The organism is Paenibacillus segetis, from assembly GCF_014639155.1.
Classification (GTDB): Bacteria; Bacillota; Bacilli; order Paenibacillales; family Paenibacillaceae; genus Fontibacillus; species Fontibacillus segetis.
Window position 1 is genome coordinate 331,325 of the sequence record NZ_BMFT01000003.1, and the last position, 18,284, is coordinate 349,608.

Here is an 18,284-nt window from a genome sequence, read left to right on the forward strand (position 1 = left end):
ACTTCTAAACGTAATATATAATGTTGTTCATTTTTTTTTTATAACGATAATATCTTTTTTATAACATTAAAAACTTAATGTTGTAGTGAATATGGAAGCTGTGTGATAGTCTTAAAATGAAGTTTATAATTAAGGAGGTATTTATGGAAAAAATATTTTATTTTTTAGAACGAATTTATCGAATGACACATATTCCAGTTCTATATCTAGACGCAACTGGAAGTTTTACCTTATTTAGCCTCGGAAATGATACTTGTTGCAATCCTCTTCTTACAGATGAATCATTATGTAATTCAATAGTAAACCGATTGCATAATAATAAACTTCCTATATTGGAATTTGAGGAGAAGATATTGTACGGTTCACTCAAAGATTCCATGGAAAATATCATCATCTTTGGACCTGTTTGCACACTACCAATTTCTGATGATTTGTTAAGTCAATATATGCTTCAACACAAAATTAAATCTGAAACATTCCGAATTCTTACAAAATCGATTGACGAGTTATGTTCGGCCTTATCGACTCTTTTTTATGCAATTACCGAAATACCTGTCAAAGATCATGATATAATTACTAACGCAAGCAACAATTTAGATAATTCCGAAGGATTCAATAATATTTATGAAAATTATGTTTTCGAAAATTCTGAATACGATTTACAACGATATAACTATACCGACGAAGTGAATTTCCAAAAGATGATTAAATGCGGTAATGTTCACGCTGTTAAAGATTTCGAAAACTTTGTTTTACTCTCATTTCAGGAGGATCGCGTTGGAAAATTAGCAAAAAAATCTTTCAAGCAAAATGAATATTTAGCATGCACAACTATAATTCTTGCTTCTCGTGCTGCAATCGAAGGTGGCTTGGATCCTCTGACCTCCTTTTTAATGAGTGATTTGTACTTGCAAATATTAGAAACATGTAAAGATATTCCTTCTATATATCAACTCATGCAAGAGGTCTCAATAAGTTATGCCGAAAGAGTGCAACAGTTAAACAATAGCAAGAGCCAGCATTCTTATGTAGAGCAATGTAAAAACTATATTGCAAAGAATTTAAACAAACAATTTACTATTGAAGATTTGGCAAAAGTAATTAAAATTCATAAAAACTATTTGAATCGACAATTTTCTAAAGAAGTTGGGATGGGGATACAACAATATACCCAGAAGAAAAGAATTGAAGCTAGTGCAAATATGTTGAAATTTTCTGATGCAAGTATATTAACTATCTCTAATTATCTTTGCTTTTCATCGCAGAGTCATTTTGGCAAGTTGTTCAAACAATATATGGGCGAAACGCCAAAAATGTATCGTGATAAAAATAAATTGCTGGATTTTAGCAACAGAGTTTAATTTCTTATTTACGATTGGATCTATTCCCCTTTCAGACAACCTTGGTCTTGTTTAGTTCACTTAAATTAATAGCGTTACGAATGCTCGAGAAGTACAACACCTTACCGCCAAATGGCAAATAGGTAATGTTCGTGATAAGCTTTTACAGAGGCGCTTCGGTGTGAAATTGGCGCTGGAGCAAATTTTCAGCTGGTTGTACAGGGTGCCCAGTGACCTTTCGTTTTTTCACCTTCACGCGGCACTGAAGCCCCTCACGTTGCATAATCCGTTGAACTCGTTTGTGATTTATGCGTTGTTCTCTTCTAAGCAGTGCTGTAATTTTTCGATACCCGTACCGGAATCTATGGCGGATACAAATTCCCCGAATGTTCTCTATCGTCTTGTCCACATCCTTTGTCTCCAGAGCCGCTTTCCAGCGGTAGTAGGTCGCCCTTGCCATTCAGCCATGAACAAGCCTCAGACACCGTCACTTCGCCTCGAATGGACTCGATCCAGACAACAGTACTGCTGATTCCACTTCCTCTCCAACTCCTTGTACTTTTTTAGAAGGTCTACTTACTGCTTCAAGAACCGGTTTTCTGCCTTTACTTTTTCGAGCTCTGAAGAGTGTTCTGGACCTTTCCCATAGCTGTATTGTTTCCCTACAGGCTACTCCAGACGATGCAACTCGTCTTTTCGGTACCATCTCATCCATGTCTTTACATGTCTTTAACTGTGTGTTATTTTGTATTCCCAGCTCCTCCAAAACCTCTCGTACCGGAACTCCTGCCATATCCTCATTTCGATGGCTTTCATCTTTAGTTCTACCGTGTAAATCACTCTCGTTGCCAATGCAATAACACCTCCAAGGTTGTTTCACTTTATGGGGTCAACCATAATGTATGCGGAGTTTCTTATGGAAACAAAGAACATTACAGCAGTAGAGAAATTAGCGATCCTTCTAGAAATTAAAGAGGGAATTATCGGATTAAATGCGAAGGCCCGAAAGTTTGGTATATCCAAGGCTTCAATACAGGTGTGGCGGCAGCGTTACAAAGTGTACAGTTTTGAAGGGTTGAAACCTAAAATGTGAGAAATACTATCTGCATACCTAACTGACCTTTGAAGACTCAAAAAAGGTGTCGAGTTTTACATTCACTTTTATAATAACGAACAGTTAAAGACAAAACTAAACGGCCTCAGTCCTGTGAAATTTAGGACCAACGCCGCTTAAAATTCTTTTATTATTTATACTGTCTACTTGACGGGGGACGACGGCGTAAAATAGTCTGTGTACCAGGATTTGGAGCCTAGTCAGACAGCAAAAAAGTAGGGTATTCTCGGGATTACGACACCACCAAGAAGGGACCCTACTTGATGACTATTGTACCCGAAAATCTAATGAATAATCTATTTGAAATCTTGTCACTCAGTTTATAAAAGATAACATGGAGTCCATCATGCGCGTGGAAATCCAGGCATTCATGTCGAGCGATGAGGCGGGTGCACGCAACAGCCCTAATTGAGCACCCTTCCTAACCAGTGATGTGCTAATTCTGGCCAACTAGCAATGCCTTTATCCGGCTTTGCTGGTTGAATTTTGTCGACAGCATTTTTAAAAACTTCTTTTATGCTCAAACCTTTAGGAATATGACCAAACATGTTAAAAGGCTCAGGTAATTCGATACCGTTATCAACCAAATTCTGCAACGTCTCAAATAACTGCTGCATCGTGTAATCCCCGCCATAACTGTAAGAAGCCCATTCCTCATTCGCAAGCGACAATCCATGTTGACCTTCTGAAAACACATGAATTTCATAAGGTACACCTTGTTCTTTGCATGCATCAGCAAAAAGTATACTATTTTCTACTGGCACGGCTTCATCTGTCGCCGTATGCCATAAAAATACAGGAGGAGTGGTGGAAGTAACATGTTTTTCTAAAGACATATACGCTAACTCTTGATCTGACGCGTCCTTACCCAAGAGAGCCATGAATGAATCTCGGTGAGCTTTTTCTCCAGTTGTAATCACTGGGTACGATAAGATTACAGCATCTGGGCGATTACTTATTCTATTAAAATCCTCTTTAATTTTCAACTCATTGTCACCATAATGAACTGCTAGACTGCCTGTCAGATGTCCACCAGCAGAAAAACCACATACTGCTATTTGGTCCGTATGAATATGAAATCGCTTTGCATTTTTTCTGACAAGCATGATTGCTTTAGATAAATCCCTCAATGGTTGCCATTTTAATGGTATGTTCATTAAGAGATTGGTCGTGTAAGTAACGACAAATGTATTATATCCTTTATTATAAAATTCCTTTGCAACAACTTCCCCTTCAGAATTAGAAACAGCACAATATCCTCCGCCTGGAACAACTAGTATTGCAGGCCGTACCTGTTGATCATCGTGAATATAAGTGACTATATTGGGTATAAACTCTCCTACAACCGGATACGCGAATTCTTCTTTTGTCCAAAGCGAGTAAGTTTCTTGAATCATTTAAATTCCTCCTCTAAACATGAATTATCTTTGCTTTTATGTTAGCCTCAAAAAACTATACAATTCCAAATATTTCTTATCTAGCAGATTTCCGACGATTATTTAGCAGAATTCCGTTTAAATCTCAATAAAGATATCCACCTCAAAGTGAAGACTGATGTCTTTTATGGACATTATTAACAGCTTATCTTCTTAACACTTTAGCTGCTTGAAGTTGTTTTCTTTCGATTAATATCCTTCGGCAGTACATCCAGTCGATTTGTCTCCTCAGCAATTCCTATACAGTTTTATGGAAATACATCGCTTCTCCTGACCATTCTGATATAACACAGCGACAGATGAAATATGAATACCACCGGAGAGCAGATGACTTAGGGCAGTTTGTATAATCATTAAAAAAACGATAATATTTATCAAGCCATTCTCATGGGAAAATTTGATTGCATTATCTAACAAATTGTCCCAAATTTGATTTGTCATATCCTCATTCCCATTATAAACCGTTTCATCCAAGTGGGTATTGACGGTAATATTCTTTTCAGACCACTCGAGCTCCATCAAAATGATTGTATTTCTGACCTGTTCATCAAGCCTAAATGAAGTTTTATCCATCATGAATTCAAGATTCTCATACTTTGCCAAAGTAAGTACACTGCCGATAAGCGAGGCTAATTGCTCGGATTCCTCAATGACAGCGTCAATATATTCCCGTTTTTCTTTTTCTGACAATGTATCTTTTTTTAGCATTTGGGCAAAACCGCATATGGAACCAATAGGTGTTTTAAATTCATGTGAAAAGTTATTAATTAAATCGTTTCGCAGTGTCTCAATACCTGACAGTGTTCTAATCATTTTATTTAAATTAATAGAAACTTCTTCCAACTCGTTGCTTCCTTTCAAATCCACCTCAACGCTAAAATCTCCACCTGCAACTCTATGGATGGATTCAATAACCTTACTTATGGGATTTAATACTCTATGGCTGAGAAAGGTAGTAATAGAAGTAGCTATCAATATATAAAATCCTGAGAGAAAAACAACCGTAAACAGAATGCCTCCATTTCTTTTACTTGGAGAAGATGTAAGTGAAATAATACCAATGTATCGAAGCAGAAGAGTAAAGCCTATTAGCAGCAAGAATGTCGCGATGAGTACACCAAGAACAAACAAGACCAATTTCATTGAAATGCTTATTCTCTTGTGAATGTATTTTTTCATTTTTTTGTAGCACCGCCCTTAAATCCATCTCACAAACTGCAATCATCGTATACTCGCACTTGACTCATTGATGTTATATCTGATTATCAGCAGCCAGCCATATAATTGTGCAAGGCAGCGCTAGCAACCAAATACTACTTCTTAGTGTCTTTAACGTACTCAGAAAAATGAATGGCCTCATCATCGTTGAAACACACAATTTGCCCTCCCGCTAGAATTGATGAATCAGTATCTACAATGGACTGCAGTAATAATTGTGTAAGAAGCGATTTCAAGTTAAGTACATCGCCTTCTCCACTTTTATAATACACATCACCACTACATAGTTTTGCTTTCTGTATTAGATCTACAAGCTTTACGTGATCTTTTAATTCCAAGGTAATTACCTTCTTTCTATTGGTCTAATTTCGGTTGCCTATTCTAATTATTAAGAAGAAGTGGGATTTGATTTTGAGGAATCTTTAACCGGTAGACTATTCCCTACTGAAAGTATTGCTCCGTATGGAATAGTCCTCAATTTCTTCATTAGTTGATGAGAATGACATTAATTATTGGCTTCAGCGGCTTAAATACCTTGAACTTATCGATTTGTATTATTTTTGTTATGAATGAAGAACAGGCAATACTGCGATTACTCCAACTTGCTTTTAATTACTCATAGTCTTCTATTTTCCACTCATCCTTCCAATCCAGAAAAGCCATTTTCCCGTCGAACCGGATTGGCAGCCAAACATAATCCGATGTAGATGAACCCATGTGATTCATAACAGCCATCTTTTCAAAATCTGGTTGGGAAGTGCCCAGGGTTAAATATCGATTCAATCATCGAAGCGTATTCACTTTATTTTAGATCCATCACATGTGGCAGCCATCTGTCAGCTATAATGATATACAGATCCTTTTTCCCATCCCCCTTAAACACTGACGAGACCTGCGAGTGAAAGGATGTGTTTGTTTCATCATCTGGATGCGGATTCCTCAGAATCTCGAATGGACCTTATTTTTTTATGCTGATTTTTCACTTCTTCGTTGATTTATTTCGTTAATTATTGCTTTATGTTTATCATCCGTCATATCCCATTTGATCAAAATAAGACCCAATAGGGTGATAACTGCTGGTATGATACTCATCAAAACTTTAATCCCCCACAATGCTGTCGCTGTCTGGGGAACATTTGGTACATAATGAACCGCAGACAATGTAATAGCTGTAAAACCTCCTGCAACAGCAGTGCTTAATGTCTGTGCGAAACCACTTAATGAACCAATAAAGCCTCCACTACTCATATTAAATTTATATTCGCCATAATCTGCTGCAAGTGGCGTCATTGTTCCTTGTACCGGTGATGCTATCCCAGTCACAGTCCCGCCGATAACATTAAGTATATAAAACATTATTTTTCCAGTCGCAGTTGGGGGTACAAAGAACATTAAAGTGCCTGTCACCATACTAAAAATTACCGAAACGAGCATTATCTTTTTGAGCCCTAATTTTTTTGTCATAATTGAGCTTAAGGCTACTCCAATAATCAAAGGAAGTAGCTGTATAAGCCCCATTGTGATCATCATATTTTCATCATTAAAGTAGTATTTATAATAATAAATACCAACTCCTGAGCGAATAGCAGAACTCAGATTTATTGTAAAAGAATATACCACTGCAATAACTGCATATTTATTTTTTAAAAATAATCCTAATGACGTTTTAATATCCATCTTACCTGTGTTTTCTTTAGTAACTACAAATCTTTCTTTTGAAACACGCATGACTACTAGCGTATAAATAATAGTAATTATCATTGCAATCATCATAAACGTTCTAAACCCTACTGCCTGGTTTCCACTTCCCAATGCATTAATTATTGGAAGCGTTCCCACATTTACAGTTATCGAAGCAATCAACAATATTGCAAAACTCCAAATTGAAATATTCATTCTGTCTTCCTGAACTTTTGTTGTTGCTGTTGTCAGACCGAGCCCTGGCCCCTGGTTCAAGGACATAAAGAGGCTAAAAATGGAATATGTCACTGTAACATATATGATATTGCCTACTTCTCCGAAATTAACCGGTATAAAGGTAAAAAATCCAAAAAAGGCCAACCCCATCAATATAAGTATAACCCATGGTTTATACTTACCCCATCGGGTATTTTGTCTATCAAGATATATACCAAAAACAGGTGTTACTACGGCATCCAAAATTCTGATTACAACAAACATTCCCCCTACGTATGCTGCATTTATCTTCATGATATCCGTATAATAAAATAATAACCAAGTGCCTATCATAGTAATATAAAATGTTGTTACTCCTGTTAATGATGCAAGAGAAAATTTTTCCCCAAAAGGTATCCTTTTATCAATCCCCACTATATTCCCTGTACCTGCTTCTTCCCTACATATTTTTTTATCAGCTTTCCCCATTTTGTAATCCTCCATATTCACTCAGAATTATGCATCTAACTTTTTCAAATATCATATTTACCTCATAATACAGTGTTATTCAGCTAAGTAATTGACTTTAAATCTAAATTACTTAAACAAGTTAACCCTTCCTATTTGCTTCACCTGATCCTGCGAATTGAATTTAATCATTTTGGAATGAGCTTGCATTTACTTCTGCTTATATATTATTTCATCATTTTCCCCTCCAACACGTATAAAATCAAAATTTAATTTCCCAAATATAAATCATTCTGCATATAAAGTTAACGCTTACATTGATAAATATATTTTTCCTCCTTATTTCAATCATTTCGTTTCTGAAATGGAGTATACAATTTTGTAAACTTCATATATATCACCACAATACTTTTTTTGTAACAAAAAAAATTATTATTCCATTCAAAATAATAAAGTAAATGCATAGTTGATATTGCTAAGGGACTAGGGATCAACAACTTTACTTATGTCTTATATAGATGTACTTGCTGAAAACTCCAGATCCAACTTTCCATCCGATACCGTTATATTGAATACCTCCTCTTTGAATACTCCGCTTGCTGCTGTAATATTCTGAAGCTTTGTTTACCCTTCGGCCTTTAATGCTTCCAGTTTAAGCTGAAGTGGCATCCCCAATCAGAACCTCCACCTCATATGTTCCATTTTCAACAATCTTTGAAAAGCCAAAGGGATTCTTACTAAATATGAACTCTCTCTTCAAAGCGTCGGAATTATTTCTATTCCTTTGATCTAAACTTGTACCTGCCAATCCATAATCATTGGTATCTTCAAACAATGTTGTTGGAGTCACCTGCTCATAACCTGTTTCTACAGGACCGTTACCCATATCATAGAAATACTGAGTAGGAGTAATTTATATAGCATTCACTCGCGCTGATGTATCGGTTCCTGTTGCAGCGAATTCAAGATCAAGTTGCCCATCCTCCACGGTAAATAGAAACACTTCTTTTTTAAACTCACCAGTCAAAGTAGTTAAACTTTGAACTTTCGTGTGCCCCTCTGCATTAACGGATATATTTCCACACTGAGCAGCAGTGGCGTCTCCTATTAGTACTCGCACCTCATACATTCCGTTATTCAATGTCTTGGAGAAAGTATAAGTACTTTTACTGAAGACAAAATCCGCCTTAAAAGACTCTGAAATGTTCCGGTTGCGCTGATCTAGTCCACTACCGGACAACCCATAACCAGTTGCGGAACTGAATTGGATGGAAGAGGTAACCTGTATATAGCCATCCGCAACAGGCCCACTTCCCATATCGTAATAGTAAGTTTGTCGCTAACGTTTTGCTGATAGCCTTTGACATTATCGAAATCGGAAGCCCCTGCTGCATTCTCGGTATTAAACTTCACCTTGGCAATGTTCGCTACAGATGTTGTAAGCGCCTCTTGATTCAATAGCTTTACCCCATTAACATTTAAAACAAAAGTTTACTTATCTGTATTAATTACGAGTAGAATCTTATACCAAGTCTTAGACGAATACGATTGTAATGCCGTCCCGCTTGAGTTTTGATATGAGATTTTCCCTGCAACATCAAAGGCCAGATTTACAGCAGCAGTGCCGTTGCTATCGTAAATTGATGGCGCACTAAACCATTTGTCCGTCGCATCTGTGCGAACCTTCATCTCTACCTTAATAATTTCGCTCAATGGAACGAATGATTTTTCTACGATTGTCCGGTTGAGGTCGATGAACGACTGATACGAAGACTCTTATCCAAAATAACCCGGCTTATTAGTAATAGTGATACTTGCCTCGCTCAATCCCGAAGTTGTCCAGCCAGATGGAGATGCTCCTGATGTTTGATTATTAAAGTCATCCTGGATAGCAAATGTCGTACTTAATGCCGGTATAATATTCGCCATCTCTATAAAGACTGTTTCGTATTCGTTCATTTGAATAATAATGTCATTCCCGTTGTAACTGAAATTTCTGACTCCCGTTGAGACTTAACTGTTGTTCTCATAAAAATAACCAGTTGTCATGGTAGCAGGGCCGTAGTTAACCAAATTTTCCACTGTAAAAGAGGATGCTGTCTTGCTAGCAATTACTAACGAGTTGTCGGATCTTTCTACTCGGAAACGATAGTTTGATTCGCTATATAGGAAAATCTACGAGTGATTATAAAATAGTGTTAATAATGAAGGATAATGGGTTTGGAATGGTAGAAAAAGATATTGTAAGCCTAAACAAAAAATAAATGACCCTTTTCAACAATCTATGGAAGCTATGGACTTAAGAATTTACACCAAAGACTAAAGTTGTTTTACGGTACTGAATATGGTCTCTATCTCGAAGGAAACGTTCAAGGTGGACTAAAAGTACAAATGACATTACAAAAAATGAGTGTTAGTGAATATGAGGAACAGAAACGTAGGGATTCTATGATGTCATAAATTAAGGCTTCAAGTTATTCAAGTTCATATTGCTATAAACTAGTCGGCAATAACCAAGATCGAAAACAACAACTGCAATATTTTTTATGTTGTTTACTGTATTATTCAAAAGAATTATAATGATCCATACAGGTTACGATTTTAAGTAACAATGTTATTATTTTCACATTTTGAGAAATAAGTTTTACCAATATACCCTAAAATTCCATATACACCCTTAAAACAAATAAAGGTCATCCCCCAAAAGCCGCAAACAGAATCTGTGGCTTTTTATTATCGACATTTTAATACAAAAAAAAATACTACAAATCTTTTATTTTACATTTTTTTGCGTTTAAAGTTGCCTTTTTCATCAGTCTTTCCTATTTATTTTGCTGAGAGGAGATGAAAGTATGCCTAATAGTAATGACGAAAATAATGCAATTCAGAAAGGATTCAGCAGTTACGCGAAGCTTTGTTTACAGCGAGCCAGTAGAGATTACTTCAGAAAGGTACAAATATTATTCTGCACGAATTGTACCGCTTGATGAGAAATCTCTTTATAGCGTCAGTGTTAATATAAACTTTTCATCTTCCATTCAAGTAGAAGAGCATTCATTCTTAACTCAAATTATTGACGAGCTAAACCTAAGCAATATCGAAAAAAAAGTTTTACGTATGAAGTATTGCAAAGACCTAACTGATAAAGAAATAGCTATTAGTTTAGGAGTAACAAGACAAGCGATCAGTAAAGTTAAGGCACACACATTATCTAAGATAAAAGATAAACTTTTATTGTATTTGTAAATAACAACACGCTTCTACCTAAATTTCTACTAGAGGGAATGACGACTCATGGATGAATTTATTGACTTAATTGAGCTAGCGCAAAATGGCAATCAAAATGCCGAAGCTGAGCTAGTCTTACAATATCAACCATTAATTAATAAGTACTCAATGAAAAATGGGCATTTAGATGAGGATTGTAAACAACACTTAACTCTTGAGTTCATTTTGGCGCTTCGACGTTTTGATCTTAGTCGATACCTAAAAAAAACATAAATTTGATTAGCAAAATTGTATTCTCATATTATTATTAATAGCGTTTCCTCATTACTTCCTGAATAATTTATATATTCTCTCATTTATCGAACGGATATAAGAAACTAATTTATTCAGTTGCTATTTCAGGTTCATTTTCCAATTTATATTGTAGTAGCCATCACACGATAACTAGGCTACTTGCTAAAACTTTTTGTTCATTGAAAATAACATATAATCCTATTCAAGCACGTTCCTTATGTCTCTGTTAAACAGAAGCGACAATGCGGATACGCCATGAAGGTTAAATCTTAACCTAAGCGATAAATTTCCGGCATAAATCATCCTGTGGTGGGATGATTCGCCATAGTTGACATTTGGGATAATGATACTTCTACCCGGCCAACGTCACTGTATTGGGGGTAGCCTGCTCGGAAGAGGGGGAGCTTAACAAGCTATGATGCCGCTTAACCATCGGCAGCTTGAATAGGGTATCTATAAGATGGCCATATATTCTTGCATATTCACACAAGCATTCAATACACCTGCATATTTGAATATTAATCAGGAGGAGCTTTGTATGCATACTGATTTACAGTTTGCTGAACTAAAATCAATTCTAAAATTTATGTATCAGGATTATCCTGATGTAGTTAATATTGATCAGCTATGTCTCATGCTCGGAGATATCAGTAAAAAAACTGCCTATAAACTTCTACAGGCTGGTCGTATAGGACACTTTAGAATAGGAAAAATATACAAGATACCTAAAATCCATATCATTGAATACCTCGCAATCAGTATAGGTAATAAAAAGACCTCAAACTTTAACGCTTTACTGCATTGAATCAAAACTCTCAACTATGTTATATTAAAGTAGTCAATGGTAGGAGTTTGGCTGCATATTCAGGAGGGAAAAGTTTTGATAGCAGGCCACCTACAAGAAAAGAAAGATCTTTTTTACATTGTTCTTAATTGCAAAAATGAGGAAGGCAAGCGCAAACCAAAGTGGATTCCTACTGGCTTACCGGTAAAGGGCAATAAAAAGCGCGCCGAAGCAATGTTAATCGAAATGCGTCGCACCTTCAAAACTACCGTTGAAAAAGAGAAAGAACATCGCTTTGTCCAAGAAACACAAAAAAAGAGGCACCTACAGAAAAATCTGATAAAGATCCTCTATTCGTTGACTTTATGTTGAAATGGCTTGCCATGATGAGGTATAAAGTTGAGTTCATTACCTTTGCTTCGTACCACAATGTTGTCGTAAATCACATTAATCCTTATTTCGAAAATTTGGGACTACATCTAAAGGAACTGTTGCCAAGTCACCTACAAGATTATTATCAGTATGAGCTAGATGAAAATGGCGTTACGACGAATACGGTGATCCACTATCATGCTAATATCCATACCGCCCTAAAGTATGCTTTAAAAAACAATTTAATCAACATAAACCCGGCGGATATAGTGGAAGGTCCGAAGAAAATCGAATTTGTTGGAAGTTTTTATAACAACGAAGAAATCAACTTACTTTTCAACAAAGTTAAAGGGCAGCTTATTGAACTGGCAGTAATTCTCGCTTCTTTTTATGGATTACGAAGAAGTGAAATCATTGGATTGAAGTGGACCGCGATTGATTTTATTAATAAGACAATAAGCATCAAGCACACTGTTACTCCGGTTTACTTTGAAGGGCATGAACACATTGTAGAGAAAGATCGGGCGAAAAATAAACCCAGCCGCCGTACATTACCTCTTGTGCCAACTTTTGAAGATTTGTTGAAACGTATTCTTGAGCAGCAAAAACTAAACAAAGTTATTTGCGGAGATTCCTATTGCACCCAATACGAGCAATACATCTACTTAGACAAAATGGGACAGCGAGTAAAGCCTGGATATGTCACGCAAAACTTTACCAGTACTCTGAAAAAACATAGTTTTCGTCATATTCGCTTTCAAGATTTAAGGCATAGTTGCGCAATCTTATTGCTCGCAAATGGTGTAAGCAAGAAGGAAGTACAGGAATGGTTGGGTCATAGCAATTATAATACAACAGCAAATACGTATTCTCATCTAGAGTACAAATCCAAGGTCTCTGCGGCAAAAACAATGGACGGAGTTCTAAATTTTTTAAATTAAAAAAAGCGCATCCTCCTCCATATCAGGAGAAATAGCGCTTTAACACGATTGTCTCTCTTTCAGAAAAAGGAGAGAACTACAGGAGAGAACTGGATAAAAAGTTCTCTCCCAAGTCACTTCAAAAAACAAGGTTTTTCGGAAAAAGACCTTATAAACCAAGGATGCCGAGGACGGGGGTCGAACCCGTACGGTACTCACGTACCGCAGGATTTTAAGTCATATCCTATATTTCTTTGGACAAAACTATCTATATAGAACGCAATTAAGAAAGAACCGAAGTCATTCTAATCGCCAAATCGGAGAATGAATAGCAATACCATCCAAGGCGGCGATGAAATGAATACCAACGAAATCGAACAATTGAATGTAGCGATGAAACAAGATTCAAATAAACGGCTCTATGAAAGATATCTGGCGGTCCGTCTACGTTTGGAAGGACATACTTTCGATGAGATCGGTGAACTCCTGAGCCGTGGACGTCATACCATCAGTCGGTATTGGTATTCGTACCAGTCGGAAGGCTTGAGCGGTCTACAGATGGAACACTCTCCTGGACAACCGACAAAACTCACGGAGGAACAGCGTAAACAGTTAGCGGCGATGCTGGAACAGCAACAACCAGTAGATATGGGTTTTGAAGCTCTGTATACCTGGACACTACCGCTAGTTGCAGAACAGACCCTACAATAATTTGACGTCAAAATGAGCGTGCGTGGGATTAGCGCTATGCTAAAACGAATGAATTTCAGCTTTACCAAAGCAACCTATACGCTGGCCAATGCGGACGAAGATGCTCAAGCGTATTTCAAAAAACACACCTTTGCAGCGCTCAAAAAACAGGTTGAAGCCGAAAAAATCAGTCATTTTCTCTTTGAAGACGAATCGATGATCCGGTCTTATCAAGCCTTGCAATACAGTTGGTTTCCGCATGGCAAGCAACGCAAAGTGTCAACGTACGGTAAACACGAAGGAGCCAAGTTATTTGGTGCCATTAATTATGAAACCGGGCAAGTCCATCATCGGGAAGAAGAAAAGGCGGATACTGCAGCTTTTATTCGATTTCTTCAAGATCTTCTCTCAGCGTATTCGAGTGGGGAAATCGCCTTGATTCTGGACAATAGCCGGATTCATCACGCCACGGAGTTACAGCCTTTTTTGAAGGATCATCCTCGTCTGCAGTTAGTCTTTCTGCCGCCGCATAGTCCTAACCTTAATCCGGTGGAAGGGTTATGGTTGTGGCTCAAAGCGGACGTGGTGAACAACATCTTTTTTGAGAAATTTTATAAGATTCGACTTCATGTAAGTCAATTTATGAAGCGTATCAATAAGCAACCGCTAGGAAGCGTCGATCGACTGCTTGCCAGGTTATAATCTTAATTGCGGTTTATATAGCTTCAAAAGCTGACAGAGTGCCTAACTATATTGTATTAACCATGTCTATTTTATAAATGCAAGATTCACTTCCATTTCCGCTTTCTCTTTAGCAAACCATCTGTTGTAATCATGAGAACATTTTTTTCGTTCATCACAATAATCCATATTAAAATTCTTTAAAGAGGGCTGTCGAATATCTGTTTTATTTCTTTATCGATATAGTACTTAATAAGAGATATGTACGTCTTGCGGCTTGGCATCAACGATAAGCAGCTTATTGACTGATTCATAACAATTCTCACATCACTTCAAAATTAGCAGAAAATATTGAGTTCTTAAAATCAATATCCCCTTACCTCCTATCACTTATAAAACCCGCCTTCACTTCAACACTTTACTGCATTGAATTTTTTTTTGCTATGCTATAGTTAAGGTGTCGATGGTAGAAGTGTGTGGGTTGCAAAACTAAGGAGGGACGAAGTTGATTGCAGGCCATCTACAAAAAAAGAAAGGTTTATTTTATATTGTATTAAATTGTAAAGATGAAAATGGCAAACGGAAACCCAAGTGGATTCCGACTGGGCTTTCGATTAAAGGAAACAAAAAACGAGCAGAAATTATGCTTTTAGAAGTACGAAAAAGTTTTTCCGAACCTAGCGATGAAGAAGAGATTAAACTGCTCTCAGAACCAGCAGGTAAAATTGACGAATTTACAACTAGTGTTATACCAGATACTAAAACACCAATAGACCCAGATGACATTTTATTCGCTGATTTTATGCTTGAATGGCTTGAAATTGTAAAGCCTAGTATCGAACTTATCACTTACATTTCTTATACCAATGCTGTCCAGGTTAGAATAGTTCCTTATTTTCGAGAAAAAGGAATCTCCCTTTTAAGTCTGAAGCCATATCATATACAGGATTTTTATAAATATGCTTTCACTGAATTGAACGTCAAAGCCAATACTGTAATTCATTATCATGCCAATATCCGTTCTGCCCTTCAATATGCTTTTATAACAGAACGAATCTCATCTAATCCAGCAGATAAAGTACTTCGACCAAAAAAAGAACCTTTCGTCGGCAGCTCTTATACTGCTGAAGAAGTAAATCAACTATTGGAAATTGTGAGAGGTACCCAGATTGAGCTTTCGATAATCCTGGCTGCTTTTTACGGAATGCGGAGAAGTGAAGCATTGGGAGTAAAATGGACAGCAATTGATATGGTTCACCGTACAATTACTGTTAAGCACACTGTAACTACTGCGTCTCTTAATGGAAAGCTGATTACTATCGCAAAGGACCGTACAAAAAACAAACCGAGTAGACGAACCCTTCCCCTTGTAGATGCATTCTATGACCTCCTAGTGCGTCTTAAACAGCAGCAAGAGATAAACCGGCGGGTATGCGGCGATTCTTACTGTACAGAGCATCTGGCCTATATTAGCGTTGATGAGATGGGCCACCTTACCAAGCCCAATTATATATCTCAGCACTTTGCTCTGGTTCTTAGAAAGAATGGTCTGCGACATATTCGGTATCATGATCTGCGACATAGTTGCGCTACATTATTGTTGGCCAACGGGGTTAGTATGAAAGAAGTACAAGAATGGTTAGGCCACAGCGACTACTCCACTACTGCAAACATTTACGCACACCTGGAGTACAGTTCAAAAATTTCTTCAGCTAATGTTATGAATCAAGTCCTAAAAATAAAAGACAGTCCATTAGAATAATTCCTAGTGAACTGTCTTAGTTAAAGTATACCGGCGAGAGGACTCGAACCTCCACGGTTTCCCAAACGATTTTGAGTCGTTCGCGTCTGCCATTCCGCCACGCCGGCAAATTATTATTTCTCCATAACTCCTCTAGATAAAGGAGAGAACTGAAGGAGAGAACTTTGAAAAAATCTTATAAAAAAAAACAATCATACCAAGACTTTAGCGGTTAATTCTTTGACTAACGTACTCGATTTTGAGTCGAGCGCGTCTGCCATTCCGCCACACCGGCAAATAAAGAAGTATTCTGTTGTTAATCAAAACGATGCGGAAGACCAGACTTGAACTGGTACGATAGTCACCTACCGCAGGATTTTAAGTCCTGTGCGTCTGCCGATTCCGCCACTCCCGCAAGTGTAAAATTATGGAGGCGCCACCCAGATTTGAACTGGGGATAAAGCTTTTGCAGAGCTGTGCCTTACCACTTGGCTATGGCGCCGTAATATATGGAGCGGACGACGGGAATCGAACCCGCGACCCTCGCCTTGGCAAGGCGATGCTCTACCGCTGAGCCACGTCCGCATATGAATGGCTGGGGATATAGGATTCGAACCTATGAGTGACGGAGTCAAAGTCCGTTGCCTTACCGCTTGGCTAATCCCCAACATCAATTAAGTAATATAAGTGGGGCGACCGATGGGACTTGAACCCACGAATGCCGGATCCACAAACCGGTGCGTTAACCCCTTCGCCACGATCGCCATACAAGAAAAAAAATAACCTTAAGATCAAAATCCAAAAGGCAATCGCCAATGTAACATTTTAAAGTAAATGGGGCGACCGATGGGACTTGAACCCACGAATGCCGGATCCACAAACCGGTGCGTTAACCCCTTCGCCACGATCGCCATATTTAAATGTTTAGGTAAATCATTGGCAGGGGCAGCAGGAATTGAACCCACACCAAAGGTTTTGGAGACCTTTGTTCTACCTTTAAACTATGCCCCTAAAGAAATGGTGGAGGCTGATGGATTCGAACCACCGAACTCGGAGAGAGCAGATTTACAGTCTGCCGTGTTTAGCCACTTCACTAAGCCTCCATAATGGTGCCGTCGAGAGGACTTGAACCCCCAACCTACTGATTACAAGTCAGTTGCTCTACCAGTTGAGCTACAACGGCATATTCATTTGTTTGTTTTACTTAAATGGTGGCTCGGGACGGAATCGAACCGCCGACACGAGGATTTTCAGTCCTCTGCTCTACCGACTGAGCTACCGAGCCATATAAGTTAGAAAATAATGGCGGAGCCGACGGGATTCGAACCCGCGGTCTCCTGCGTGACAGGCAGGCATGTTAGGCCTCTACACCACGGCTCCACACTAAGGTAAAACAATTGCGGGGGCAGGATTTGAACCTGCGGCCTTCGGGTTATGAGCCCGACGAGCTACCGGGCTGCTCCACCCCGCGTCAGTAAAAAGTATTCATTTTGTATTCATGGTGGAGGCTGAGGGGTTCGAACCCCCGACCCTCTGCTTGTAAGGCAGATGCTCTCCCAGCTGAGCTAAGCCTCCGGGAAAAGACAACTTTAATTGTAACAGATAGGACAATGTTAAATCAAGTTATAAATAATGGTGACCCGTAGGGGAATCGAACCCCTGTTACCTCCGTGAAAGGGAGGTGTCTTAACCGCTTGACCAACGGGCCGTAATAGATATAATACCATGCACTATAAGAATATAGTGGCGGAGAGAGAGGGATTCGAACCCTCGAGACGCTTGTGACGCCTACACGATTTCCAATCGTGCTCCTTCGGCCAAACTCGGACACCTCTCCATATGGCTCCCCGAACAGGACTCGAACCTGTGACAACTCGATTAACAGTCGAGTGCTCTACCAACTGAGCTATCAGGGAATATTTGTTCCAGGCTTGATCGCCTGAAAACTGGATACGAAATTCATTGTGTGTAGTGTGTAATCGCCTATGCTTACGATATAATCGTAAAGCTTTAGGATAAGCCCTCGACCGATTAGTATTGGTCAGCTCCATGCATTGCTGCACTTCCACCTCCAACCTATCTACCTCGTCGTCTTCAAGGGG

General features: G+C 38.3%; 18 protein-coding genes, 17 tRNA genes, 1 rRNA gene and 3 pseudogenes. 11 read left to right on the forward strand and 28 right to left on the reverse strand.

The window, feature by feature from the left end; all coding sequences use genetic code 11:
• Positions 1–143 precede the first annotated feature (143 nt).
• The gene (locus IEW05_RS20735; RefSeq protein ID WP_188541772.1) at positions 144–1,361 is read left to right on the forward strand and encodes an AraC family transcriptional regulator; all 1,218 of its coding nucleotides are present in this window, start codon (positions 144–146) and stop codon (positions 1,359–1,361) included.
• Positions 1,362–1,503: 142 nt separating this feature from the next.
• Here IEW05_RS20735 and IEW05_RS20740 read toward each other — a convergent pair whose 3' ends face one another.
• Together IEW05_RS20740 and IEW05_RS20745 are read right to left on the reverse strand one after the other, a co-directional pair.
• Positions 1,504–1,800 carry an IS3 family transposase gene (locus IEW05_RS20740; protein ID WP_194434151.1) on the reverse strand — a complete coding sequence of 99 codons (297 nt, stop codon included), beginning with the start codon at positions 1,798–1,800 and terminating at the stop codon, positions 1,504–1,506.
• 27 nt (positions 1,801–1,827) lie between these two features.
• Entirely contained in the window at positions 1,828–2,220 is a 393-nt protein-coding gene (locus IEW05_RS20745; RefSeq protein WP_188541774.1) for a hypothetical protein, read from the reverse strand.
• A gap of 36 nt (positions 2,221–2,256) precedes the next feature.
• Here IEW05_RS20745 and IEW05_RS20750 point away from each other — a divergent pair, with 36 nt between their 5' ends.
• The 3 genes and pseudogenes from IEW05_RS20750 to IEW05_RS26200 form a co-directional block, all read left to right on the forward strand.
• Positions 2,257–2,433 carry a helix-turn-helix domain-containing protein gene (locus IEW05_RS20750; protein ID WP_188541775.1) on the forward strand — a complete coding sequence of 59 codons (177 nt, stop codon included), beginning with the start codon at positions 2,257–2,259 and terminating at the stop codon, positions 2,431–2,433.
• A gap of 48 nt (positions 2,434–2,481) precedes the next feature.
• Positions 2,482–2,574 (forward strand): annotated as a pseudogene (locus IEW05_RS20755) (IS3 family transposase); the annotation flags it as partial.
• Between the two features lie 143 nt (positions 2,575–2,717).
• Positions 2,718–2,863: pseudogene (locus IEW05_RS26200) on the forward strand (IS256 family transposase); the annotation flags it as partial.
• Here IEW05_RS26200 and IEW05_RS20760 read toward each other — a convergent pair.
• The 8 genes from IEW05_RS20760 to IEW05_RS25660 form a co-directional block, all read right to left on the reverse strand.
• A complete protein-coding gene (locus tag IEW05_RS20760) occupies positions 2,859–3,851 on the reverse strand; it encodes an alpha/beta hydrolase (protein ID WP_188541776.1) in 993 nt (330 codons plus the stop codon). The pseudogene IEW05_RS26200 and the gene IEW05_RS20760 sit on opposite strands and share 5 nt — an antisense overlap.
• 267 nt (positions 3,852–4,118) lie before the next feature.
• Complete coding sequence (locus IEW05_RS20765; RefSeq protein ID WP_229753616.1) at positions 4,119–5,069, reverse strand: sensor histidine kinase; 951 nt, start codon at positions 5,067–5,069, stop codon at positions 4,119–4,121.
• A 134-nt stretch (positions 5,070–5,203) separates the two neighbouring features.
• Positions 5,204–5,446: a hypothetical protein gene (locus tag IEW05_RS20770; protein WP_188541777.1), complete on the reverse strand. Its 243-nt coding sequence runs from the start codon at positions 5,444–5,446 to the stop codon at positions 5,204–5,206.
• Between the two features lie 628 nt (positions 5,447–6,074).
• Positions 6,075–7,493: an MFS transporter gene (locus IEW05_RS20775; RefSeq protein WP_188541778.1), complete on the reverse strand. Its 1,419-nt coding sequence runs from the start codon at positions 7,491–7,493 to the stop codon at positions 6,075–6,077.
• A 631-nt stretch (positions 7,494–8,124) separates the two neighbouring features.
• A complete protein-coding gene (locus tag IEW05_RS20780; RefSeq protein WP_188541779.1) occupies positions 8,125–8,358 on the reverse strand; it encodes a hypothetical protein in 234 nt (77 codons plus the stop codon).
• 27 nt (positions 8,359–8,385) lie between these two features.
• Positions 8,386–8,790 carry a hypothetical protein gene (locus tag IEW05_RS25655; RefSeq protein WP_194434152.1) on the reverse strand — a complete coding sequence of 135 codons (405 nt, stop codon included), beginning with the start codon at positions 8,788–8,790 and terminating at the stop codon, positions 8,386–8,388.
• 173 nt (positions 8,791–8,963) lie between these two features.
• Positions 8,964–9,185: a hypothetical protein gene (locus tag IEW05_RS20795; RefSeq protein ID WP_188541782.1), complete on the reverse strand. Its 222-nt coding sequence runs from the start codon at positions 9,183–9,185 to the stop codon at positions 8,964–8,966.
• 63 nt (positions 9,186–9,248) lie between these two features.
• On the reverse strand, positions 9,249–9,401 hold the full coding sequence (locus IEW05_RS25660; RefSeq protein ID WP_194434153.1) for a hypothetical protein: 153 nt from the start codon (positions 9,399–9,401) through the stop codon (positions 9,249–9,251).
• A gap of 936 nt (positions 9,402–10,337) precedes the next feature.
• Here IEW05_RS25660 and IEW05_RS20800 point away from each other — a divergent pair.
• The 7 genes and pseudogenes from IEW05_RS20800 (at position 10,338) to IEW05_RS20825 (ending at position 16,203) form a co-directional block, all read left to right on the forward strand.
• Positions 10,338–10,718: a sigma factor-like helix-turn-helix DNA-binding protein gene (locus IEW05_RS20800; protein ID WP_188541783.1), complete on the forward strand. Its 381-nt coding sequence runs from the start codon at positions 10,338–10,340 to the stop codon at positions 10,716–10,718.
• 48 nt (positions 10,719–10,766) lie between these two features.
• The gene (locus tag IEW05_RS20805) at positions 10,767–10,973 is read left to right on the forward strand and encodes a helix-turn-helix domain-containing protein (protein WP_188541784.1); all 207 of its coding nucleotides are present in this window, start codon (positions 10,767–10,769) and stop codon (positions 10,971–10,973) included.
• 559 nt (positions 10,974–11,532) lie between these two features.
• On the forward strand, positions 11,533–11,799 hold the full coding sequence (locus IEW05_RS20810; protein ID WP_188541785.1) for a helix-turn-helix domain-containing protein: 267 nt from the start codon (positions 11,533–11,535) through the stop codon (positions 11,797–11,799).
• A 75-nt stretch (positions 11,800–11,874) separates the two neighbouring features.
• Positions 11,875–12,150 carry a hypothetical protein gene (locus IEW05_RS25860; protein WP_229753618.1) on the forward strand — a complete coding sequence of 92 codons (276 nt, stop codon included), beginning with the start codon at positions 11,875–11,877 and terminating at the stop codon, positions 12,148–12,150.
• A complete protein-coding gene (locus tag IEW05_RS20815; protein WP_229753619.1) occupies positions 12,144–13,091 on the forward strand; it encodes a tyrosine-type recombinase/integrase in 948 nt (315 codons plus the stop codon). Before IEW05_RS25860 ends, IEW05_RS20815 begins: the two co-directional genes overlap by 7 nt.
• A 336-nt stretch (positions 13,092–13,427) precedes the next feature.
• Positions 13,428–14,462, forward strand: a pseudogene (locus IEW05_RS20820) (IS630 family transposase).
• 484 nt (positions 14,463–14,946) lie between these two features.
• The gene (locus IEW05_RS20825) at positions 14,947–16,203 is read left to right on the forward strand and encodes a site-specific integrase (protein WP_188541786.1); all 1,257 of its coding nucleotides are present in this window, start codon (positions 14,947–14,949) and stop codon (positions 16,201–16,203) included.
• 28 nt (positions 16,204–16,231) lie between these two features.
• On the opposite strand, the gene IEW05_RS20830 is transcribed toward IEW05_RS20825, so the two are convergent.
• The 18 genes from IEW05_RS20830 to IEW05_RS20915 all read right to left on the reverse strand — a co-directional run.
• Positions 16,232–16,310 (reverse strand) — tRNA-Leu (locus IEW05_RS20830).
• A 201-nt stretch (positions 16,311–16,511) separates the two neighbouring features.
• Positions 16,512–16,597 (reverse strand) — tRNA-Leu (locus IEW05_RS20835).
• 13 nt (positions 16,598–16,610) lie between these two features.
• Positions 16,611–16,684: transfer RNA gene (locus IEW05_RS20840), tRNA-Cys, on the reverse strand.
• 8 nt (positions 16,685–16,692) lie between these two features.
• Positions 16,693–16,767: transfer RNA gene (locus IEW05_RS20845), tRNA-Gly, on the reverse strand.
• Between the two features lie 7 nt (positions 16,768–16,774).
• Positions 16,775–16,849 (reverse strand) — tRNA-Gln (locus IEW05_RS20850).
• A gap of 21 nt (positions 16,850–16,870) precedes the next feature.
• A tRNA-His gene (locus IEW05_RS20855) sits at positions 16,871–16,946 on the reverse strand.
• Positions 16,947–17,017: 71 nt separating this feature from the next.
• A tRNA-His gene (locus IEW05_RS20860) sits at positions 17,018–17,093 on the reverse strand.
• Positions 17,094–17,119: 26 nt separating this feature from the next.
• Positions 17,120–17,193, reverse strand: a tRNA-Trp gene (locus IEW05_RS20865).
• 7 nt (positions 17,194–17,200) lie between these two features.
• Positions 17,201–17,285 (reverse strand) — tRNA-Tyr (locus tag IEW05_RS20870).
• Between the two features lie 4 nt (positions 17,286–17,289).
• Positions 17,290–17,365: transfer RNA gene (locus tag IEW05_RS20875), tRNA-Thr, on the reverse strand.
• Between the two features lie 26 nt (positions 17,366–17,391).
• A tRNA-Phe gene (locus tag IEW05_RS20880) sits at positions 17,392–17,467 on the reverse strand.
• Between the two features lie 18 nt (positions 17,468–17,485).
• Positions 17,486–17,562: transfer RNA gene (locus IEW05_RS20885), tRNA-Asp, on the reverse strand.
• Positions 17,563–17,579: 17 nt separating this feature from the next.
• Positions 17,580–17,653: transfer RNA gene (locus IEW05_RS20890), tRNA-Met, on the reverse strand.
• A 28-nt stretch (positions 17,654–17,681) separates the two neighbouring features.
• Positions 17,682–17,757, reverse strand: a tRNA-Val gene (locus IEW05_RS20895).
• A 58-nt stretch (positions 17,758–17,815) separates the two neighbouring features.
• Positions 17,816–17,890: transfer RNA gene (locus tag IEW05_RS20900), tRNA-Glu, on the reverse strand.
• A gap of 36 nt (positions 17,891–17,926) precedes the next feature.
• Positions 17,927–18,019: transfer RNA gene (locus IEW05_RS20905), tRNA-Ser, on the reverse strand.
• A gap of 3 nt (positions 18,020–18,022) precedes the next feature.
• A tRNA-Asn gene (locus tag IEW05_RS20910) sits at positions 18,023–18,098 on the reverse strand.
• Between the two features lie 95 nt (positions 18,099–18,193).
• Positions 18,194–18,284, reverse strand: a 23S ribosomal RNA gene (locus IEW05_RS20915); the annotation flags it as partial.

Coding starts and splice junctions, on each gene's coding strand:
- IEW05_RS20735 (WP_188541772.1), top strand. CDS start 144: ATGGAAAAAATATTTTATTTTTTAGAACGAATTTATCGAATGACACAT.
- IEW05_RS20740 (WP_194434151.1), bottom strand. CDS start 1,800: ATGGCAAGGGCGACCTACTACCGCTGGAAAGCGGCTCTGGAGACAAAG.
- IEW05_RS20750 (WP_188541775.1), top strand. CDS start 2,257: ATGGAAACAAAGAACATTACAGCAGTAGAGAAATTAGCGATCCTTCTA.
- IEW05_RS20760 (WP_188541776.1), bottom strand. CDS start 3,851: ATGATTCAAGAAACTTACTCGCTTTGGACAAAAGAAGAATTCGCGTAT.
- IEW05_RS20765 (WP_229753616.1), bottom strand. CDS start 5,069: ATGAAAAAATACATTCACAAGAGAATAAGCATTTCAATGAAATTGGTC.
- IEW05_RS20775 (WP_188541778.1), bottom strand. CDS start 7,493: ATGGGGAAAGCTGATAAAAAAATATGTAGGGAAGAAGCAGGTACAGGG.
- IEW05_RS20780 (WP_188541779.1), bottom strand. CDS start 8,358: ATGGGTAACGGTCCTGTAGAAACAGGTTATGAGCAGGTGACTCCAACA.
- IEW05_RS25655 (WP_194434152.1), bottom strand. CDS start 8,790: ATGGGAAGTGGGCCTGTTGCGGATGGCTATATACAGGTTACCTCTTCC.
- IEW05_RS25660 (WP_194434153.1), bottom strand. CDS start 9,401: ATGGCGAATATTATACCGGCATTAAGTACGACATTTGCTATCCAGGAT.
- IEW05_RS20800 (WP_188541783.1), top strand. CDS start 10,338: ATGACGAAAATAATGCAATTCAGAAAGGATTCAGCAGTTACGCGAAGC.
- IEW05_RS20805 (WP_188541784.1), top strand. CDS start 10,767: ATGGATGAATTTATTGACTTAATTGAGCTAGCGCAAAATGGCAATCAA.
- IEW05_RS20810 (WP_188541785.1), top strand. CDS start 11,533: ATGCATACTGATTTACAGTTTGCTGAACTAAAATCAATTCTAAAATTT.
- IEW05_RS20815 (WP_229753619.1), top strand. CDS start 12,144: ATGTTGAAATGGCTTGCCATGATGAGGTATAAAGTTGAGTTCATTACC.